Here is a 17919-nt window from a genome sequence, read left to right as displayed (position 1 = left end):
AAGGAGCCCGCGCAGTGGCGCCCACCACGTTCCAGCACACTGAAGTCCTTCCGCTCGCCAAGGACACCCGCACCGAGTACCGGCTCATCGGCACCGAAGGTGTCGAGGTCGTCGAAGCCGCGGGCCGTAAGTTCCTGAAGGTCGAGCCCGAGGCACTGACCAAGCTCGCCAAGACCGCGATCACCGACATTCAGCACCTGTTGCGCTCGTCACACCTGGCACAGCTGCGCGCGATCGTCGACGATCCCGAGGCGAGCGGCAACGACCGGTTCGTCGCGATGGACCTGCTGCGCAACGCGGCGATCTCCGCCGGCGGCGTCCTCCCGATGTGCCAGGACACCGGCACCGCGATCGTGATCGGCAAACGCGGCGAAGGCGTGCTCACCGGCGCCGACGACGAACGCGCGTTGTCGCGGGGCATTTTCGACGCCTATCAGGAGTTGAATCTGCGCTATTCACAGATGGCGCCGGTGAATTTCTGGGATGAGCGCAATACGGGCACCAACTTGCCCGCGCAGATCGAGCTCTATCACAAAGACGGTCAAGGCGACCCGAGCTATGAATTCCTGTTCATGGCCAAAGGCGGCGGCAGTGCGAACAAGACGTTCCTCTATCAGGAGACCAAAGCGGTCCTGAACCCGAAGCGCCTCGCGAAGTTCCTCGACGAGAAACTCCGCAGCCTCGGCACCGCGGCCTGCCCGCCGTACCACCTCGCGATCGTCGTCGGCGGCACATCGGCGGAGTTCAACCTGAAGGTCGCGAAGCTGGCCTCCGCCCGCTACCTCGACGACCTCCCCACCGAGGGTTCCGAGCTGGGACACGGTTTCCGCGACGTCGACCTCGAGCAGCAGGTGCTGGAGATGACGCGTCAGTTCGGCATCGGCGCGCAGTTCGGCGGCAAGTACTTCTGCCACGACGTCCGCGTGATCCGGCTGCCGCGCCACGGCGCGTCCTGCCCGGTCGGTGTCGCCGTCTCGTGCTCCGCCGACCGTCAGGCCAAGGCGAAGATCACCGCGGACGGTGTCTTCCTGGAGCAGCTGGAGCGCGACCCGGCGCGGTTCCTGCCGGACGTCACCGAGGACGACCTGTCCGACGAGGTGGTGACCGTCGACCTGAATCGCCCGATGGCCGAGATCCGCGCCCAGCTCTCGCAGCTGCCGGTGAAGACACGCCTGTCGCTGACCGGTCCGCTCGTCGTCGCCCGCGACATCGCGCACGCGAAGATCGCTGAGCGGCTCGACGCGGGCGAAGAGATGCCTCAGTACCTTCGCGACCACCCCGTGTACTACGCGGGCCCCGCGAAGACGCCGGAGGGCTACGCGTCGGGCTCCTTCGGGCCGACCACGGCGGGCCGCATGGACTCCTACGTCGAGCAGTTCCAGGCCGCGGGCGGCTCGCTGGTGATGCTGGCGAAGGGCAACCGGTCCAAGAAGGTGACCGCGGCGTGCGCCGAGTACGGCGGGTTCTACCTCGGCTCGATCGGCGGCCCGGCCGCGCGGCTCGCGCAGGACTGCATCAAGAAGGTAGACGTCCTCGAGTACGCGGAGCTGGGGATGGAGGCGGTCTGGAAGATCGAGGTCGAGGACTTCCCCGCGTTCATCGTCATCGACGACAAGGGGAACGACTTCTTCGAGGCCACCTCGGAACCGGTGCTGCAGATCAGTTTCCGCTGACCACTGATGCTGTGATGGACGGGACTTTCATCGCAAAATTCGCGATGAAAGTCCCGTCCATCACACGCTCGCGCGTTACCGCATCTGCTTCAGCACGACGGTCCGCTCTCCCAGCGGCGCCGAAAGCGACACCGAGATCACCGGGTGCCGGATGTCCATCGTGCACATCTGGCCGGTCTGGCCCTTCAGTTCGGTCAGGTTGATGGTGACCCGGTTCCCGTCCTGCTGCGCGGCCTCCGCCGTCGCGTGCCCGCAGCCGCCTTCCTGGCCGCGGATGTTCAGGATCGTCCCGCCGTTGCTCGTGTACACCTCACGCGGGTAGTCCGCGGGGAGGGCCGCCGCGTCGAGCTGTTTGTCCGGCAGCTTGGTGCTGCCTTCCGGGACCTCCTGACGCGGCGCGCCAGGAATCCCCGGCTGGCTCCCCGGCGCAGGCGACGAGGAAGGCGGAGCGGTCGATGACGGCGGCACGGTACTCAGGGTGCCGCTCCCGGGTCCGGCCGCGGGTTCCGCCGCCTGGTTCTGCGCCCCGCAGGCGGATACCGCAACGACGATCAGGCCGAGGCCGATGACATTCGTTAAGTACCTCATGCGGCTAGGACGGAACGAGACCGCTGTGGGGTTGCACCTGGTCTCAACCCGCTTCCAGAACCACGGCGCGCGGCCCGATCGGCTCCGCGAGCTTCACCGGCAGGACGGCGTAGCGGATGACCTGCGGGCACATCCGCCCCGGCTCGCCGTGGTCGATCCTCACCTTGATCACGACCCGCTGGGGGTTTTGCTCGGCCAGGTTCGCCGTCGCCTCGGCACAGCCGCTCAGCTCGATGTGCACCTTCACGAGCGCGCCCTCTTCGGCGCTGACCTGCGCGGGCACCTTGGCGTCGAGCTGCGATGGCGGCAGCATCTTGTCCGAGGGCGGCGGGCCGACGGTCGGTCGCGACATCGGCGGTTTCGCGACCGGCGGGCTCGCCGGGAGCGAGGTGGGCAGATCCGACGGTGTGGTGACGACCGGAGAGGTGCTCGTGCTCGCCGAACCGCCCGCGCCACAGGCGGCCGTCGCGGCGAGCACGAGCCCCACGCCCAGCGTCTTCGCTGCGTTCTTCATGACGGCTGGACGGTACGGAGCAGACAACCGGTTGCATCACCGTTGCGCGGCGCGGCCGCGGGCGAATCCGAGGATCACCACCCCGGCGAGCGTGACGGCCAGCAGCAGCACGGTGCTCGCCGACGCCAGGAACACCTGTCCCCGGTCGGTGAGCGCGAAAATGCTCGCGGGCAGCGTGCGCCAGTCCGGCGGGTACAGCATCATCGTCGCGCCCAGTTCACCCATCGACATCGCCAGCGCGAGACTCGCCGACGCCGAGATCGACGGGAGCAGCACCGGCAGGCGCACCCGCAGCAGCACGCGGACCGGCCCCGCGCCGAGGCTCGCCGCCGCCTGCGCCAGCAACGGGTCCATCCGCGTGATCGCGGCGGAGACCGTGCTGTAGGAGAACGGCAGCAGGATCATCACGTGCCCCAGCAGCACGATCCAGCGCGTGCCGTTGAAGGCCAGCGGCGGACGGCTGAACGCGACCAGCAGCGCCAGCCCCAGCACCACCGACGGCACCGCGATCGGCAGGTGGAACAGGGTGTCGACGGCCTTCCGGACCTTCGACGGGGCGGATTGCGCCGCGAGCGCGGCCCATGTGCCCAGCAGTACCGAGGCCACCGAGGCGATGACGCCGGTCTGGACGCTCACCGAGAGACTCGAGAACGTCTCCCCGGACAACGCCTGCGCGAAATGCGAACCGGTGAGCGCGCCCGGCAGCACTCCGGTCCAGTTCCCGGCGACCGAGGCCAGCACGATCATCAGCAGCGGTGCCAGCACGATCGCGACGAACAGCACCGCGAACACCGCCCACAGCAGGATCCGGCTACGCCTTGTCCACAGCAGCACGACGGCCTCCCTTCGTCAGTCGCCGGTAGGTTCCGTACAGGGCAAGGGAGAACACGACGTTGACCACCGCGATGACACACGCCTGCGGGAAGTCGAAGGTGACGATCCCCTTGCCGTAGACCAGCATCGGCAGGGTCGTGACGTCCTTGGCACCGAGGAACAGCACGATGCCGAACTCGTTCATCGCCAGCAGCATGGTCAGGCACGCGCCGGAGGCCAGTGACGCCCACGCTTCCGGCAAGATGACCTGGCGCAGCACGCGTCCGGGTTTCGCGCCGAGGCTCGCCGCCACCTCCATCTGCGCCGACGACACCTGGCCGAACGCGGCGAGCGCGGGCCGCATCACGAACGGCGTGTAGAAGGTGATCTCCGCCAAGAGGATCCCGAACGGCGAGTACAGGAACCCGCCAACGCCGAGGATTCCGGCGCTGCCGTAGATGAAGGTGAACGCGAGCGCGATCAGGAACGACGGGAACGCGAGGACGGTGTCCACCAGCCGCGAGAGCGTCCGCGCGCCAGGGAACGGCACGAACGCGATCACCAGTGCGAGGAACGTCCCGAGCACGACGCAGCCCGCGGTCGCGCCCAGTGCGAGCGCGACCGTCTTCCAGGCGGCGTCCCGGAATTCCGCCGAACCCAGGACGTCCAGCCACACCGAAAGGCCGAACTCGCCGGTCTTCGATTCCAGGGACTGGAGGACGACCAGCACGAGCGGGTAGCCGAAGAAGCCGAGCAAGATGAGCACCGGCGGCAGCAGGAGCCAGCCGCGTCCCGGCCGCTTCTCCTGTCGCCGCGCCGGTGCCGCCGTAGCGGTCAGCGCGATGCCGGTCATCCGACGCCCACCAGCGGGCAACCGTCCGGAATGGACACTCCGACCTTCTCCCCCACGTTCGGCAGCCCTTCGACGTCCGGGACCTCGGCCCGGACTTCGCCGCCGTCGTGCGCGAGTTCGAGGTCGAGCCGGAAGCCCGTGCCACGCCACTGGACGCCGCGCAGGACCGCGGGCAGCGCGCCAGGGGCGTCCGCCGCCGTGATCCCGACCCGGTGGGGCCGGACACCGAGCGCGACGGGCTGCCCCGCCCGGAGCACGCCGGACGGGTCGGCGGTCAGTTCGCGACCGCCGAGCCGGACCCGGGTGCCGTCGGGCTGGATCAGTTCCACCGGGATGAGGTTGGACGCGCCGAGGAAACTCGCGGTGAACTCGGTCGACGGACGCTGGTAGAGCTCGCGGCTGGGGCCGAGTTCGACCAGCTTCGAGTCGCGCATGACGGCGATCCGGTCGGCCAGCGCCAGCGCCTCACCCTGGTCGTGGGTGACGTAGATCAGCGTGGTGTCGGGCAGTTCGGCGCGCAGCCGCAGCAGTTCCGCGACCATGTCCTCGCGCAGGGCGGCGTCCAAAGCGGACAGTGGCTCGTCCAGCAGCAGCACGCGGGGACGGATGGCCAAAGCCCTGGCGAGCGCGACCCGCTGCTGCTGCCCGCCCGAGAGCTCACGCGGGTAGCGGCGGGCGTACTTGCTCATGCCGACCAGTTCGAGCGCCTCGGTGACCCGGCTCGCCGTCTCGGCGCGAGGTGTTTTCCGTGCCCTGAGCCCGAAGGCGACGTTGGCCTCGACGCGCATGTGCGGGAACAGCGCGTAGCTCTGGACGACGACGCCGAGCCCACGCCGGTGCGGCGACAGGTCGGTGACGTCCTCGCCGTCGAGCAGGACCCGGCCGGTGCTCGGCACCACGAAACCCGCGAGTGCCTTCAAGGCCGTCGACTTGCCGGAGCCGGACGGCCCGAGCATCGCCAGGGTCTCCCCCCTCGCCACGGTGAGGTCCAGTGGCGAGAGGGCGGTCGTCTGTCCGAAGCGGACGGACACCCCGCGGAACTCGACCGCCGGGGTCATCGGCCCACGGCCTTCTTGTACGCGGCGAGGTCGGCGTCGAGCTTCGCGAGGACGGCGTTCCAGTCCGGCTGCCAGATGTCGACGCCGTCGAGCGCCGCCTTCACCTTGTCCGCTCGCGGCCCGACGGAGTGACGTCGGCCCGCGACGGTGCGCCGAAGGCGTCCACGGCCTTGCTCTGCACCTCGGGCGAGAGCAAGAAGTCCAGGAACTTCTTGGCGTTCTCCGCGTGCGGCGCGTTGTTCACGAGACCGGCGTAGTACGGGAGCGCGAACGTGGATCGCTTGCCGTGGGAGTCGGCGGGGAAGAAGATCTCGAAGCCGCCGCTCTCTTCGATCGAGGCGAGGTTCATCTGGACGTCGCCGTTGGCCACCAGGATCTCGGCCTTGGCCACCTTGGGCTGCAACTTGCCGGTGGAGGACGACGGGCCGATGTTGTTGGCTTCGAGCTTCGCGAGGTATTCGAGCGCGCCCTGTTCACCCAGGACGTGCTGGAGCTGCAGCAGGACCGCCGTGCCGTCGCCCGCCTCGCCGGGAGTCGAGTACTGGAGTTTGCCCTTGAGCGCGGGGGCGAGCAGGTCGTCCCAGGTCTTGGGTGAGGCCTGCGGGTTTCGGATGAAGCTAAGGTAGTTGTTCATGATGGCGAAGTAGCGGCCCTGGCCGTCCTTCTGCCCGGCGGGGACCTGGTCGAGCCCGGACGGCGCCGTGGCGACGAGCAGACCCTGCGACGCGGCCCGCTGGATGAACGGCGGGAGGGTGACCAGGATGTCGGCCTGGTTATTGGCCTTCTCCTTCTCCACCCGCGAGGCGACCTCGCCCGAGCCGGCGGTCACCGCCTGGACGGTGATGCCGGTCTTGGCCTTGAACTCCTCGACACGCTGGGCGTACCAGTCTTCGAGACCGTCCACCGTGTACATCGTGACGGTCTGGTCGCCGGACGCGCCGCCGGCGGTGCCACCACAGGCGGCCAAGGTGATCGTGAGCAGCCCGGCGAGGGCGGTGGCCGCGAGTTTCTTCATTTCGTCAAAGCTCCTTTTAGGACAGCAGGGCGGGGAGGTCGCGGACGGATTCGAGGACGTGGGTGGCACCGGCGGCTTCCAGTTCCGGCTTCTTCGCCGATCCGGTGAGCACACCGGCGACGAGTGAGGCGCCGGAGGAAAGGCCGGTCTGGACGTCCGACGGGGTGTCGCCCGCGACGGCGATCCGGCGGACGTCACTGATTTCGAGCCGCAGCGCGGCGGCGAGGACGAGGTCGGGGAACGGGCGGCCGCGGACGCCCACGCCCGGCGCCAGGACGGCGTCGGCGAGGCCGTGCCAGCCCAGCGCGTCCAGGATCGCGTTCTGGGTGGCGGAGGCGAACCCGGTGGTGAGGGCGACCTTGACGCCCTGAGCGCGCAGCTCCTGGATCGTTTCCTCGGCACCGGGGATCGGCTCGCAGTGGCCGTCGGTGACGAGTTTCCCGTAGGCCGCCTGGAATTCAGTGTTCGCGCGCTGGGCGAGGCCCTCGTTCCCGTCGAGCAGGGCGCGGAAGACGACGATCTTGGACTGGCCCATGGTCTCGACGACGTAGTCGAGCATGCCAGGATAGCGACTGTCCTCTTCGGACACCCCGGCGGCGGCGATCGCGGCGGTGAAGGCGCGGATCACCAAGCCGTCGTCGGCGACGGTGGTCCCGGCCATGTCCAGGACGACGAGTTCGGTGTTCACCACGACAGCTCCTCGGCGGTGTCTTCGGCGATGGCGGGCGAGCAGGTCATACCCCGGCCACCCGGTCCGGTGACGAGCCAGGCGTTGTCCGCGACGCGGGCGCGGTGGACGATCCGGGAGGTGTCGGTGGTCTGGGCGTAGACCCCGGCCCAGCGTCGGGCGATGCGCGGGAGCGGCCGTCCGAGCAGCGCTCCGGCGACCTCGGCCAAGTGGTCGTACGGGTCTTCGGTGGTGTCGAAGGAGAACGGCTCGTCGTACTCGTGGGTGTCACCGATGGTCAGCGAGCCGTCGAAACGCTGGACCATGAGCAACTGCATGGCGTTGGCCGCGGCGATCTCGCCCTGCGGCTGCCCGGCGTTGAGACCGTCGAGCGCTTCGCCGCGGTACGCCGGGTAGTAGCGGAAGCTGTCGGCGTCGGCGACGGTGGTGGTGAGGCTCTCACCCAACGGGTCGGTCTGGGCCATCTGCAACCGCACCCGGCGGACCGGGGTCTGCCTGGCGAGTTCTTTGACCAGGCCGCCGGTCCAGGCACCGGTGCAGAGCACGACGACGTCACCCTCGTGGGTTTCGCCGGTGTCGTCGACGACGCCACGGGTGGTCAGGTCGCGGATCTCGCGACCGGGCACCCAGGCGTAACGGCCGGACTTCGCCAATTCGGCCCGCAGGGCGGGCTGGGCGACGCGCGGTTCGACGGCGGCGTCGCGATCGCACCAGAGCGCGCCGAGGAAGTCGCCGCGCAGGGCCGGGTTCAGCTCGCGGGTCTCGGCGGGGTCGAGCAGCTTGAAGCCACGATCCTCCGTGCTGGTCGCGGCGGCTCGGGCGACGGCGAGTTCGGCCTCCGTGCGGACGACGGTGAGGGAACCGTTCGGCCGGAAGCCGATTCCGGGCACTCGTTCGCCGATGCGCTCCCACAGCACCCGCGCCCTGGCCGCCGTCTCCAGTTCGGGACCGGTGGCGCGGCCGCCGACCCAGACCAGCCCGAAGTTGCGCACGGAGGCGCCCCGGGCCTCGGGTTCGCGTTCGATCTGGACGACGTCGTGGCCGCGTTCGACGGCCTGCCAGGCGTGCTGAGTGCCGAGCACTCCGCCGCCGATGATGAGGATTCGCACACCGCAGACGCTCGCTGGCGTGCACCAACGCTCCGTGACGGCGGCCATAACCCCAGGTGAAGTACCGCCGAAGTTTGGACCAGACCTGTTATCTACGCGTTATGTTTCACCGCGAGTAGTCCTCTGCTTGCGGTCGTTGAAAGTGCAAGTACCGCAACTAGAGGACTAAACGCGTGGGCGGGCTACTCCACGCGGCCGAGCCTGGTCTCGAAGGAGAGCCTGTCACCCCGGAACAGTGACCGGACGCGTTCGAACGGGACGCCGTCGGTACCCCACGAGGTCCGGTGCATCAGCAGCATCGGCAGCGCCGGGTTCGTCCCGATCAGCAGAGCCTCCCGGGGCGTGGCGAGTACGGTCTCGACTCGCTCCTCGGCGCCGTCGAAGACCACGCCGAGCCTTTCCCGCAAACACGCGTAGAGCGACTGTGTGGGATCGAACACATCCATCAGCGTCGGGAATCGCTCGGCGGTGAGATAGGTCGATTCCAGCCCGACCCGCTCGTCGTCGGCGAGCAGCACCCGTTCGATGTGGATGACGTCGTCGTCGGGATCGATTTCCAGTTCCGAAGCCAGCGACGGACCTGCCTCCCGGCGTTCCAGCGAGATCAGATTCCGGCCAGGCCGAATGCCCTGCCTCCTGAGTCCTTCGGTGTAACTCACCAACGCGAGCGGCTGGACGAGCTTGGGGCCCGCGACGTACGTGCCGCTCCCCTGCCGCCTGCTGAGACGTCCTTCGAGCACGAGTTCACCGACGGCCTGGCGGACCGTCGCGCGAGAAACCTCGAATCTTTCGGAGAGTTCCCTTTCCGTGGGAAGTACCGATCCTTGCCCTAATTCGGAGATCACGTCGAGCAGATCGACTTTGACCGCGTAATAGCGTGGAATGCGGCCGTGTTCGGGAATTCCGTCCCGGACCGGGCCGTCGGCGGGTGGATGACGTCTGGGCGAACGCGTTTTCACAATCGGAGATCTTAGGCCGAATTCACCTGCCCTGTACTGACCCGAACGAAGTGTTCATGCCACGCTCACACTCGTGGACGAAACGGGCACACTCATTCGGCGCATCGGCACCCGCGACGCCGTCTTCATCGGACTCGGCTCGATGATCGGGGCGGGGGTCTTCGTCGCTTTCGCCCCGGCCGCACGCGCCGCCGGAGCGTGGCTCCCCGCCGGGCTCGCCATCGCCGCCGTGATCGCCTACTGCAACGCGACGTCGTCGGCCCGGCTGGCGGCGCTGTATCCGGCGTCCGGCGGAACCTACGTCTACGGACGCGAGCGGCTGGGCGAATTCTGGGGCTATCTGGCGGGCTGGGGCTTCGTGGTCGGCAAGACGGCCAGCTGCGCGGCGATGACGCTGACCGTCGTCACCTACGCCGCGCCGGGACTCGGGCAGCCGTGGCGGAGCCTGTTCGCGGTGGCCGTCGTGGCGGCGCTGACCGGGCTGAACTACCGCGGTGTCCAGCGCTCGGCGTTCGCGACCAGGCTGATCGTGGCCATCACGCTGACGATCCTGGCGCTGGCCGTCACGGCGATGATCTTCGGCGGCACCCTGCGCGCCGGCACCCCGGGGCCGGTGGTGACACCCGGTGTCGGAGGTGTTCTCGAAGCCGCCGGGCTGCTGTTCTTCGCGTTCGCCGGCTACGCGCGGATAGCGACGCTCGGCGAGGAGGTCCGCGATCCGGCGCGCACCATCCCGCGCGCGGTGCCGATCGCGCTCGGGCTGGCGCTAGTCGTCTACACCGTGCTCGCCTTCGTCCTGCTGTATCAGCTCGGGCCGGAGCTGCTGGGCCGGAGCGCGGACCCGATCGCGGAGGGTGTCGAGGTCTCGTCGTGGTCCTGGGTCACGCCTCTGGTGCGGGTGGGTGCCGTCCTCGCCGCGCTGGGTTCGCTGCTCGCGCTCGTCCTCGGTGTGTCGAGGACCACGCTGGCCATGGCGCGCGACGGCCACTTCCCCCGCTATCTGACCGCCGTCCACCCTCGCTTCGGAGTCCCGCACCGGGCCGAAGTGACCGTCGGTGTCGTCGTCGCCCTGCTCGCGAGCACCCTCGATCTCCGCGGCGCGATCGGTTTCTCGTCGTTCGCGGTGCTCGCCTACTACGCCGTGACGAACGCCGCCGCGCTGACCTTGCGGCCCGCGCCGCGCGTGGTCGCCGTTCTCGGACTGCTCGGTTGTGCCGTGCTCGCTGTCAGCCTTCCGGCGGTTTCGGTGCTCACCGGTTCCGGAGTACTGGCGTTAGGCGCTCTGGGCTACGCCATTCGTCGGCGGTTCGGCGCGAACGTCCGTTAATCACCGTCATCCGCCCAAAGATCCGAAGAAAGTCGGTTGTCCCGAAGTCCGTCCACCTGCTGTAGTCAGTTGGCCGCAGTCAGTCTCCCTGCCTCCACTGTGGACAGCCGGAAGGAATGAACCCTTGGACATCAAGCGTCGGTTCAGCCTGCTCAAAAAGACCCTGATCGCCGTCGCGGCGGCCGGAACCCTGGCGGGTCTCGCCACGGCTCCGCCTGCCGCGGCAGCTCAGCCGCCGTCCACCGATGTGGTCGGTGGAACCCGAGCCGCCCAGGGTGAATTCCCTTGGATGGTAAGGCTTTCGATGGGCTGCGGCGGTGCGCTTTACACCTCGCAGATCGTGCTGACCGCCGCGCACTGCGTGTCGCGGACCGGCGCCAACACGAGCATCACCGCCACCCTCGGTGTCGTGGACCTGCAGAGCGGCTCGGCCAAGAAGGTCAGGTCGACCTACGTGCACCGGTCGCCGACTTACCCCACCTCCACCGGTGGTGACTGGGCCCTGATCAAGCTCGCGAGCCCGGTCACCGGGATCCCGACGCTGCCGATCGCCACCACCACGGCCTACAACAGCGGCACGTTCACCGTCGCAGGCTGGGGTGCGGCGTCCGAAGGCGGGGCGCAGCAGCGTTACCTGCTCAAGGCCACCGTTCCGTTCGTCTCCGACGCGACCTGCAGGGCTCAGGGCGGCAGCTACGCCGGCCTGATCGCCAGCGCCGAGATCTGTGCGGGCAACATCAACTCCGGCGGCGTCGACACCTGCCAGGGTGACTCGGGCGGCCCGATGTTCCGTCGCGACAGCGCCGGCGCCTGGATCCAGGTCGGCATCGTCAGCTGGGGCGAAGGCTGCGCGCGGGCGCACGCTCCCGGCGTCTACGCCGAGGTGAGCACCTTCGCGACCGCGATCAAGAACGCGGCCGCCGGTCTCTAGTTTCATCGCACGGCACGGCATGCTATGAACGGTCCGTTACTTGCAAATTTTGCAAGTAACGGACCGTTCATAGCGTTCGGGGAACTTCAGCGGGTCTTGTCCAAACGCGACAGTGCTTCGCCGTAACCCGAGACCAGCTCCGCGATCACTTCCGCGACCGGGCGCACCCGGTCCATCCGCCCGACGATCTGCCCGACCGGCATCGAGACGACACTCGGATCCGACGCGTGGTGAATCCTGTCGTGCGCGTGGGAAACCAGCAGGTTCTGCAACGGCATCGGCAGCGGTTCGGGCGCGTCCGGCGAAGCCCACGCCTCGGTCCACCGCGTCTTGAGCAGCCGCGCCGGCTTCCCGGTGTAGATCCGCGTCCGGACGGTGTCGGACGAACCCGCCGCGACCAGCGCGCGTTGCATCGCCTCGGAATCCCCCATGGTCTGGAGGTATTCCTCGGTGGCGAGCCAGAAAGAGCCCATCCACACGCCGGAAGCGCCCAGTGCGAGCGCCGCCGCGACCTGCCGTCCCGAGCCGATCCCGCCCGCGGCGAGCACCGGAACGCGATCGCCGACGGCGTCGGCCACTTCGGGCAGCAGGACCATCGACGCGATCTCGCCGGTGTGCCCGCCCGCCTCGTAACCTTGCGCCACAACGATGTCGACGCCGTTGTCGACATGACGGACGGCGTGCTCGGCCTTACCCGCCAGCGCCGCGACCGGCACACCCTTCGCGTGACACTGTTCGATGACGTCCACCGGCGGTGATCCCAAGGCGTTGGCGATCAACCGGATGGGGTGTTTCAGCGCGACCTCGACATGCGCCCGGGCGACCGAATGCAGCCAGCCCAGCACCCCGGCGCGTTCGGCGGTGTCGTCCGGCAGGGGCGGCACCGCGAGGTCACGCAGCGTCCGCTCCACGAAGTCGCGATGCTCCCTCGGGATGAGTTTCGCGAGATCGACCGACGTCCCTTCGGCCGGGATCTTGGCAGGCATCACGATGTCCACGCCGTACGGTTTGCCATCGGTGTTCTCGTCCATCCAGGAGAGAACGGAGTCGAGTTCGGCGGTGTCGTTGAACCGTACGCAGCCCAGCACGCCCAGCCCGCCCGCCCGGCTGATCGCCGCGGCGACGTGTTCGGACGGGGTGAACCCGACGATCGGCAGGCCGATCCCGAGCCGGTCGCACAGTGGTGTCCAAATCCGCGACGTCCGCATGAAACTCCTTCACGCCGGTTGGATGATGGGCTCGTGTTCGGAGGCGTAGCGCTGCGCCCACGGGTAGTCCGGTTTCCCGCTGGGCGACCGACCGATCTCCTCGGCGAGCCAGAGGGTGCGTGGCACCTTGTACCCGGCGATCTCGGTCCGCACATGCGCTTCGAGCGCGGCGAAGTCCAGTTCCCTGCCCGTCCTCGGCTGGATCACCGCGGCCACCCGCTGGCCGAGCCGGTCGTCGGGGATGCCGATGACGAGCGCGTCGAAGACGTCCGGATGCGACTTCAGCGCACCCTCGACTTCTTCCGGGTAGACCTTCTCACCGCCGGTGTTCACGCACTGCGATCCCCGGCCGAGCAGGGTCACCGTGAGGTCTTCTTCGTAGCGCGCGTAATCACCCGGGACGACGTAGCGCGTGCCGTCGACCTCGACGAAAATCTTCTCCGTCTTCGCGGGATCCTTGTAGTACCCGAGAGGGACGTGCCCGCGTCGCGCGATCAGCCCGATCGCTCCCGGTTCCGGCTCGACGAGCGCGCCGTCGTCGTCCACCAGGATGGCGTCCTTGCCGAAGTTGACCCGCGGGCCGGCGGAATGGTCGCTGTCCTTGCTGACCATGCCGATGCCGGTGAACCCGCTTTCGGACGATCCGATCGCGTCGGTGATCACCACGTGCGGGGCCATCGCGACGAATTCCTGCTTCACCGACTGGGAGAACAGAGCCGCGTGGCTCGACACCGCGACGAGCGACGACGCGTCGTAGTCGCCCTCGCAGAAAGCGTCGATCAAAGGCCGCGCCATCGCGTCGCCGACAATCGTGAGCACCTGGACCTTGTTGTCCTGTACGGCTTTCCAGACCTCGTGTGGGTCGAACCGCGACACGAACACGACCGGGCTGCCGGTGAACAGCGCGCCGAACGCGGCCCACTGCGCGGCGCCGTGGATCAGCGGCGCGGCCGGGAGCCGGACCAGGCTGCCCGACTTGCCCTGTTCGGCGAGCGTCCATTCGTCCGGGACGTACTCCCCGGTGACGAAGTTGATGCCGCCACCGAGAGCGCGCCAGATGTCTTCGTGACGCCACAGGACGCCCTTGGGATACCCGGTGGTCCCGCCGGTGTAGAGGATGTAGAGGTCGTCGGCGCTGCGCTCGGCGAAGTCGCGCTCGGGTGAGCCTTCGGCGAGCGCGGCTTCATAGTCCACGCCGCCGTAGGACGAGTAGTCGACGTCGCTTCCGTCGTCGACAACGACAACGTGTTTCAGTTTCGGCGTCTCCGGCAGGACGGCGGTGACCTTGTCCGAGTAGCCGCGCTCGTGGACCAGCGCCACGAGGTCGGCGTTGTCGAACAGGTACCGCAGTTCGCCGTGGACGTAGCGGTAGTTGACGTTGACCGCGATCGCACGCAGCTTGTACGCGGCGATCATCGATTCCAGTGCCTCGATCGAGTTCCGGGAATAGACACCGATGTGGGATCCAGGTCCCACGCCGTGTGCCGCGAGGTGATGCGCCAGCCGGTTGGCGCGCTCTTCCAGTTCGGCGAAGGTGACCCGCCGATCGCCGCAGACGACCGCGATGCGCTCCGGCACGGCGTCGACGGCGTGCTCGAGTAGATCCGCGATGTTGAGTGCCACCAGCCCAAAGTAGAACATGTTATTGTTCCGGGCAATGGCCGCTATTTCGGTGGAGGATCGGTGAGCGAACCGCACGCGCTGGTGGAAAAGATCGAACACACCCTCGTGGTCACGATGAACCGGCCCGAGGCCCGCAACGCGCTCAGCGGCGAGATGCTCGGGATCATGGTCGAGGCGTGGAACCGGGTCGACGCGGACGACGACGTCCGGTGCTGCGTGCTCACCGGCGCGGGTGGCGCGTTCTGCGCGGGCGCGGATCTGAAGTCGCTGTCGAAGAACTCGCCGAGCGACTCGTTCGCGAAGGGCACGTTCGACCCCAGCCGCATCGAGGGCCTGCTCAAGGGGCGACGGCTGACGAAGCCGTTGATCGCGGCCGTCGAGGGCCCGGCGATCGCGGGCGGGACGGAGATCCTGCAGGGCACGGACCTCCGCGTCGCGGGCGAGAGCGCGAGATTCGGCGTATCCGAGGCACGGTGGAGCCTGTTCCCGATGGGCGGTTCGGCCGTGCGACTCCCCCGCCAGATCCCGTACACCGTCGCGGCCGACCTGCTGCTGACCGGACGGCATATCAAGGCGAGTGAGGCGCGAGAGATCGGCCTCGTCGGGCACGTCGTCCCGGACGGCAAGGCCCTGGACAAGGCGTTGGAACTCGCCGGCCTGATCGCCGCGAACGGGCCACTCGCGGTCCGCGCGATCCTCAAGACGATGCGCGACACCGAGGGCATGCACGAGGAGACGGCCTTCAAACTCGACGCCCGATACGGCATCGAGGTCTTCGCCAGCGAAGACGCGAAGGAAGGACCCCGCGCCTTCGCCGAGAAGCGCAAGCCCGTCTTCCGCGGCCACTGACGCAATTAGTCCTCTAGTTGCGGTAGTTCACCGGTGAACTACCGCAACTAGAGGACTAATTGCGGGGTGTCAGGGAGCGCGGTGGCCCTCCCAGTAGGGGTCGCGGAGCTTGCGCTTGTAGAGCTTTCCGTTGGGGTCGCGCGGGAGTTCGGGCAAGTAGTCGACTGAACGCGGGAGTTTGAACTTCGCCAGTCGGGCCGCGGCGTACTCGAGGATCTCCGTGGTGAGGTCTTCGGAGGGCTCCACGCCGTCGGCGGGCTGCACGACGGCCTTGATCGCCTCGCCCCAGTCCTCGTGCGGGACGCCGAAGACCGCGACGTCGGCGATCTTCGGGTGCATCACCAGTTCGCCCTCGATCTCCGCCGGGTAGATGTTGACCCCGCCCGAGATGATCAGATCAGCCTTGCGGTCGTGCAGGAAGAGATAGCCGTCCTCGTCGAGATGACCGACGTCGCCGAGGGTGAACAGGTCCCCGACCCGCGCTTCGTCCGTCTTGGCCCGGTCCTTGTGGTACTCGAACTTCGAGTCGCCCATCTTCATGTAGACCGTGCCGGTCTCGCCGGCGGGCAGTTCCGCGCCCTCGTCGTCGAGGATCTTGATCGTCGAACCCGGCCACGCCAGCCCCACCGAACCCGGCTTCTTCAACCACTCCGCCCCCGAGATCGCCGTCCCGCCGCCCTCGGTGGCCGCGTAGTACTCGGTGACGACCGGGCCCCACCAGTCGAGCATCCGCCGTTTGACTTCCAGGGGGCACGGCGCGGCGCCGTGGATCATCACCCGCAGGGAACTCAGGTCGTAAGCCGAGCGGACGTCGTCCGGCAGCCCGAGCAGGCGGCGGAACTGCGTCGGGACCATATGGCTGTGCGTGACGCGATGCCGGTCGATCAGCCGCAGCATGTCCTCGGCGTCCCACCGGTCCATCAGCACCGCGGTATGCCCCAGTTGCAGGGAAATCGCGACGAAGTTGAGCACCGCCGTGTGATAGAGCGGCGACCCGCACAGGTGTACGTGCTCGTCGTGTGGCGCCAGCCCGAAGATCCCGAAGAACCACGTCGAGGCGCCGGGGACGTCGTCGGGATCCGCGCCGCTCAGCGGTCGCCGGACGCCCTTGGGACGCCCAGTGGTCCCGGATGTGTAGAGCATCGGCGAGCCGGCCGTACGGCTCTCCGGGCGTCTGTCGCCCTCGCCCGAGCCGAGTTCCCCGATCCGGCGGAAGCCAGGGACGTCGCCGACGGCGAACCGCCCGCGTTCCGGGATTCCGGCCTCGTCGGCGGCGGCGATCGCGACGTCGGCGAACCGCTCGTGCGCGAGGAACGCCTTGGCGCCACTGTCGGCGAGGATGTAGGCGACCTCGGGGCCGACCAGGTGCCAGTTGACCACCACGATGTACAGACCGGACTGGATGGCGGCGAAGTAGGCCGCCACGAGTTCGTCCCCGTTGGGTTGCAGGACGACGACCACGTCCCCGGCCTCGAGCCCGAGGGCCTGCAAGCCCCGGGCGTACGCGTTCGCTTTCGCGGCCAGGTCGCCGTAGCCGATCGAACGGCCGTCCGGATCGACCAGTGCGATCCGCTCCGGCTGGCTGGCGGCGATGTTCCAGACCCCAAGGGTCCCCGTAGCAGTCGACATACGCGCAAATCTAGAACGCGTTTCACCCAAGGGCAACCGCCAGCAAGGCCGAGACGGCCAATCTTGCCGGAATTTCGAGAACGTGTTTCACTCAGGACGTGAGCGCATCCGAACTTCCGCTGTCGGCCCCGCTCGACGTGGGCTTCGACTACACCCGTTCGGTCGGCCCCGTGCTCGGCCGGTTCGTCAACGCCCTGCGCGAACGCCGCGTCGAAGGCGTCCGCGGCAGCGACGGCCGTGTCCACGTGCCGCCACTGGAATACGACCCCGTGACCGCCGAGGCGCTGTCCGAGTTCGTGCCGGTCGCCGCCGAGGGCGAGATCGTGTCCTGGTCCTGGATCGCCGAACCGCTCGACGGCCAGCCGCTGTCCCGGCCGTTCGCCTGGGCGCTGATCCGGCTCGACGGCGCCGACACCTCGCTCCTGCACGCCGTCGACGCGGGCACGCCGTCGAATGTCCACACCGGACAGCGCGTGCGGATCCGCTGGGCGGACGAGACGGTCGGCCACATCCGGGACATCGCCTACTTCGTCCCCGCCGACGGACCCGACACCGAACCCACCGAGGCACCTCCCCCGATCGCGAAACGCGAGGAAGGCTCGCCTGTCAGCGTGGTGATCACGCCGATCCACCTGCGCTACGAGCATTCCGCGTCACCGGAGGAGAGCCGGTACCTGCGCGGGCTCGCCGAGGGGAAGCTGATCGGCCAGCGCTGCCCGTCCTGCGACAAGGTCTACATCCCGCCGCGCGGCGCCTGCCCGACCGACGGCGTCCCGACCACCGACGAGGTCGAACTGCCCGACACCGGCATCGTCACCACGTTCTGCATCGTGAACGTGCCGTTCCTCGGGCAGAAGATCGAACCGCCTTATGTCGCGGCGTACATCCTGCTCGACAGCGCGGACATCGCGTTCCTGCACCTGGTGCTCGGCTGCGACGCCGCCGACGTCCGGATGGGCATGCGGGTGCGCGCCGCCTGGAAACCCCGGGAGGAATGGTGGACGTCACTGGAGAACATCGGCCATTTCGAACCGACCGGCGAGCCCGACGCGCCATACGAATCCTTCGCCCACCATCTGTGA

At 68.5% G+C, this 17919-nt stretch carries 17 protein-coding genes; 5 read left to right on the top strand and 12 right to left on the bottom strand.

Features of this window, described 5'->3' with window-relative positions:
- The first annotated feature begins 14 nt into the window (after positions 1–14).
- The gene (locus ACM6LU_RS10835) at positions 15–1673 is read left to right on the top strand and encodes a fumarate hydratase (RefSeq protein WP_414937497.1); all 1659 of its coding nucleotides are present in this window, start codon (positions 15–17) and stop codon (positions 1671–1673) included.
- A gap of 75 nt (positions 1674–1748) precedes the next feature.
- Here the strand turns inward: ACM6LU_RS10835 and ACM6LU_RS10830 are convergent, their stop codons facing one another.
- The 9 genes from ACM6LU_RS10830 to ACM6LU_RS10790 form a co-directional block, all read right to left on the bottom strand.
- On the bottom strand, positions 1749–2261 hold the full coding sequence (locus ACM6LU_RS10830; protein ID WP_414937496.1) for a hypothetical protein: 513 nt from the start codon (positions 2259–2261) through the stop codon (positions 1749–1751).
- A 43-nt stretch (positions 2262–2304) separates the two neighbouring features.
- Complete coding sequence (locus tag ACM6LU_RS10825; protein ID WP_414937495.1) at positions 2305–2775, bottom strand: hypothetical protein; 471 nt, start codon at positions 2773–2775, stop codon at positions 2305–2307.
- 36 nt (positions 2776–2811) lie between these two features.
- A complete protein-coding gene (locus tag ACM6LU_RS10820; RefSeq protein ID WP_414937494.1) occupies positions 2812–3609 on the bottom strand; it encodes an ABC transporter permease in 798 nt (265 codons plus the stop codon).
- Positions 3587–4441, bottom strand: a complete 855-nt coding sequence (locus tag ACM6LU_RS10815) for a 2-aminoethylphosphonate ABC transporter permease subunit (protein ID WP_414937493.1) — start codon at positions 4439–4441, stop codon at positions 3587–3589. Before ACM6LU_RS10815 ends, ACM6LU_RS10820 begins: the two co-directional genes overlap by 23 nt.
- On the bottom strand, positions 4438–5499 hold the full coding sequence (locus ACM6LU_RS10810; RefSeq protein WP_414937492.1) for an ABC transporter ATP-binding protein: 1062 nt from the start codon (positions 5497–5499) through the stop codon (positions 4438–4440). The genes ACM6LU_RS10815 and ACM6LU_RS10810 overlap by 4 nt, the downstream gene beginning before the upstream one ends.
- Positions 5500–5599: 100 nt before the next feature.
- The gene (locus tag ACM6LU_RS10805) at positions 5600–6514 is read right to left on the bottom strand and encodes a 2-aminoethylphosphonate ABC transporter substrate-binding protein (RefSeq protein ID WP_414937491.1); all 915 of its coding nucleotides are present in this window, start codon (positions 6512–6514) and stop codon (positions 5600–5602) included.
- A gap of 16 nt (positions 6515–6530) precedes the next feature.
- Positions 6531–7205 carry a phosphonatase-like hydrolase gene (locus ACM6LU_RS10800; RefSeq protein ID WP_414937490.1) on the bottom strand — a complete coding sequence of 225 codons (675 nt, stop codon included), beginning with the start codon at positions 7203–7205 and terminating at the stop codon, positions 6531–6533.
- Complete coding sequence (locus ACM6LU_RS10795; RefSeq protein ID WP_414937489.1) at positions 7199–8311, bottom strand: TIGR03364 family FAD-dependent oxidoreductase; 1113 nt, start codon at positions 8309–8311, stop codon at positions 7199–7201. Before ACM6LU_RS10795 ends, ACM6LU_RS10800 begins: the two co-directional genes overlap by 7 nt.
- 182 nt (positions 8312–8493) lie before the next feature.
- Complete coding sequence (locus ACM6LU_RS10790) at positions 8494–9270, bottom strand: GntR family transcriptional regulator (RefSeq protein ID WP_414937488.1); 777 nt, start codon at positions 9268–9270, stop codon at positions 8494–8496.
- 73 nt (positions 9271–9343) lie between these two features.
- Between ACM6LU_RS10790 and ACM6LU_RS10785 the strand changes: the two genes are divergently transcribed.
- Both ACM6LU_RS10785 and ACM6LU_RS10780 read left to right on the top strand, forming a co-directional pair.
- Positions 9344–10597 carry an APC family permease gene (locus tag ACM6LU_RS10785; RefSeq protein WP_414937487.1) on the top strand — a complete coding sequence of 418 codons (1254 nt, stop codon included), beginning with the start codon at positions 9344–9346 and terminating at the stop codon, positions 10595–10597.
- Positions 10598–10721: 124 nt separating this feature from the next.
- A complete protein-coding gene (locus tag ACM6LU_RS10780; RefSeq protein ID WP_414937486.1) occupies positions 10722–11528 on the top strand; it encodes a S1 family peptidase in 807 nt (268 codons plus the stop codon).
- 86 nt (positions 11529–11614) lie between these two features.
- On the opposite strand, the gene ACM6LU_RS10775 is transcribed toward ACM6LU_RS10780, so the two are convergent.
- Together ACM6LU_RS10775 and ACM6LU_RS10770 are read right to left on the bottom strand one after the other, a co-directional pair.
- Positions 11615–12721 carry an NAD(P)H-dependent flavin oxidoreductase gene (locus ACM6LU_RS10775; protein ID WP_414937945.1) on the bottom strand — a complete coding sequence of 369 codons (1107 nt, stop codon included), beginning with the start codon at positions 12719–12721 and terminating at the stop codon, positions 11615–11617.
- A 24-nt stretch (positions 12722–12745) separates the two neighbouring features.
- The gene (locus ACM6LU_RS10770; protein ID WP_414937485.1) at positions 12746–14359 is read right to left on the bottom strand and encodes an acyl-CoA synthetase; all 1614 of its coding nucleotides are present in this window, start codon (positions 14357–14359) and stop codon (positions 12746–12748) included.
- A gap of 60 nt (positions 14360–14419) precedes the next feature.
- On the opposite strand from ACM6LU_RS10770, the gene ACM6LU_RS10765 reads away from it, so the two are divergent.
- On the top strand, positions 14420–15208 hold the full coding sequence (locus ACM6LU_RS10765; protein ID WP_414937484.1) for a crotonase/enoyl-CoA hydratase family protein: 789 nt from the start codon (positions 14420–14422) through the stop codon (positions 15206–15208).
- 69 nt (positions 15209–15277) lie between these two features.
- Here ACM6LU_RS10765 and ACM6LU_RS10760 read toward each other — a convergent pair whose 3' ends face one another.
- On the bottom strand, positions 15278–16837 hold the full coding sequence (locus tag ACM6LU_RS10760) for an acyl-CoA synthetase (protein ID WP_414937483.1): 1560 nt from the start codon (positions 16835–16837) through the stop codon (positions 15278–15280).
- A gap of 98 nt (positions 16838–16935) precedes the next feature.
- On the opposite strand from ACM6LU_RS10760, the gene ACM6LU_RS10755 reads away from it, so the two are divergent.
- Positions 16936–17919, top strand: coding sequence for a Zn-ribbon domain-containing OB-fold protein (locus ACM6LU_RS10755; protein WP_414937482.1), 984 nt, complete (start codon positions 16936–16938; stop codon positions 17917–17919).

Origin of the sequence: Amycolatopsis sp. cmx-11-51, from assembly GCF_047608665.1 — a bacterium.
Taxonomy (GTDB): domain Bacteria; phylum Actinomycetota; class Actinomycetes; order Mycobacteriales; family Pseudonocardiaceae; genus Amycolatopsis.
Note: the sequence above shows the minus strand (reverse complement) of the source record. Positions and strands in the feature narration are given on the sequence as shown.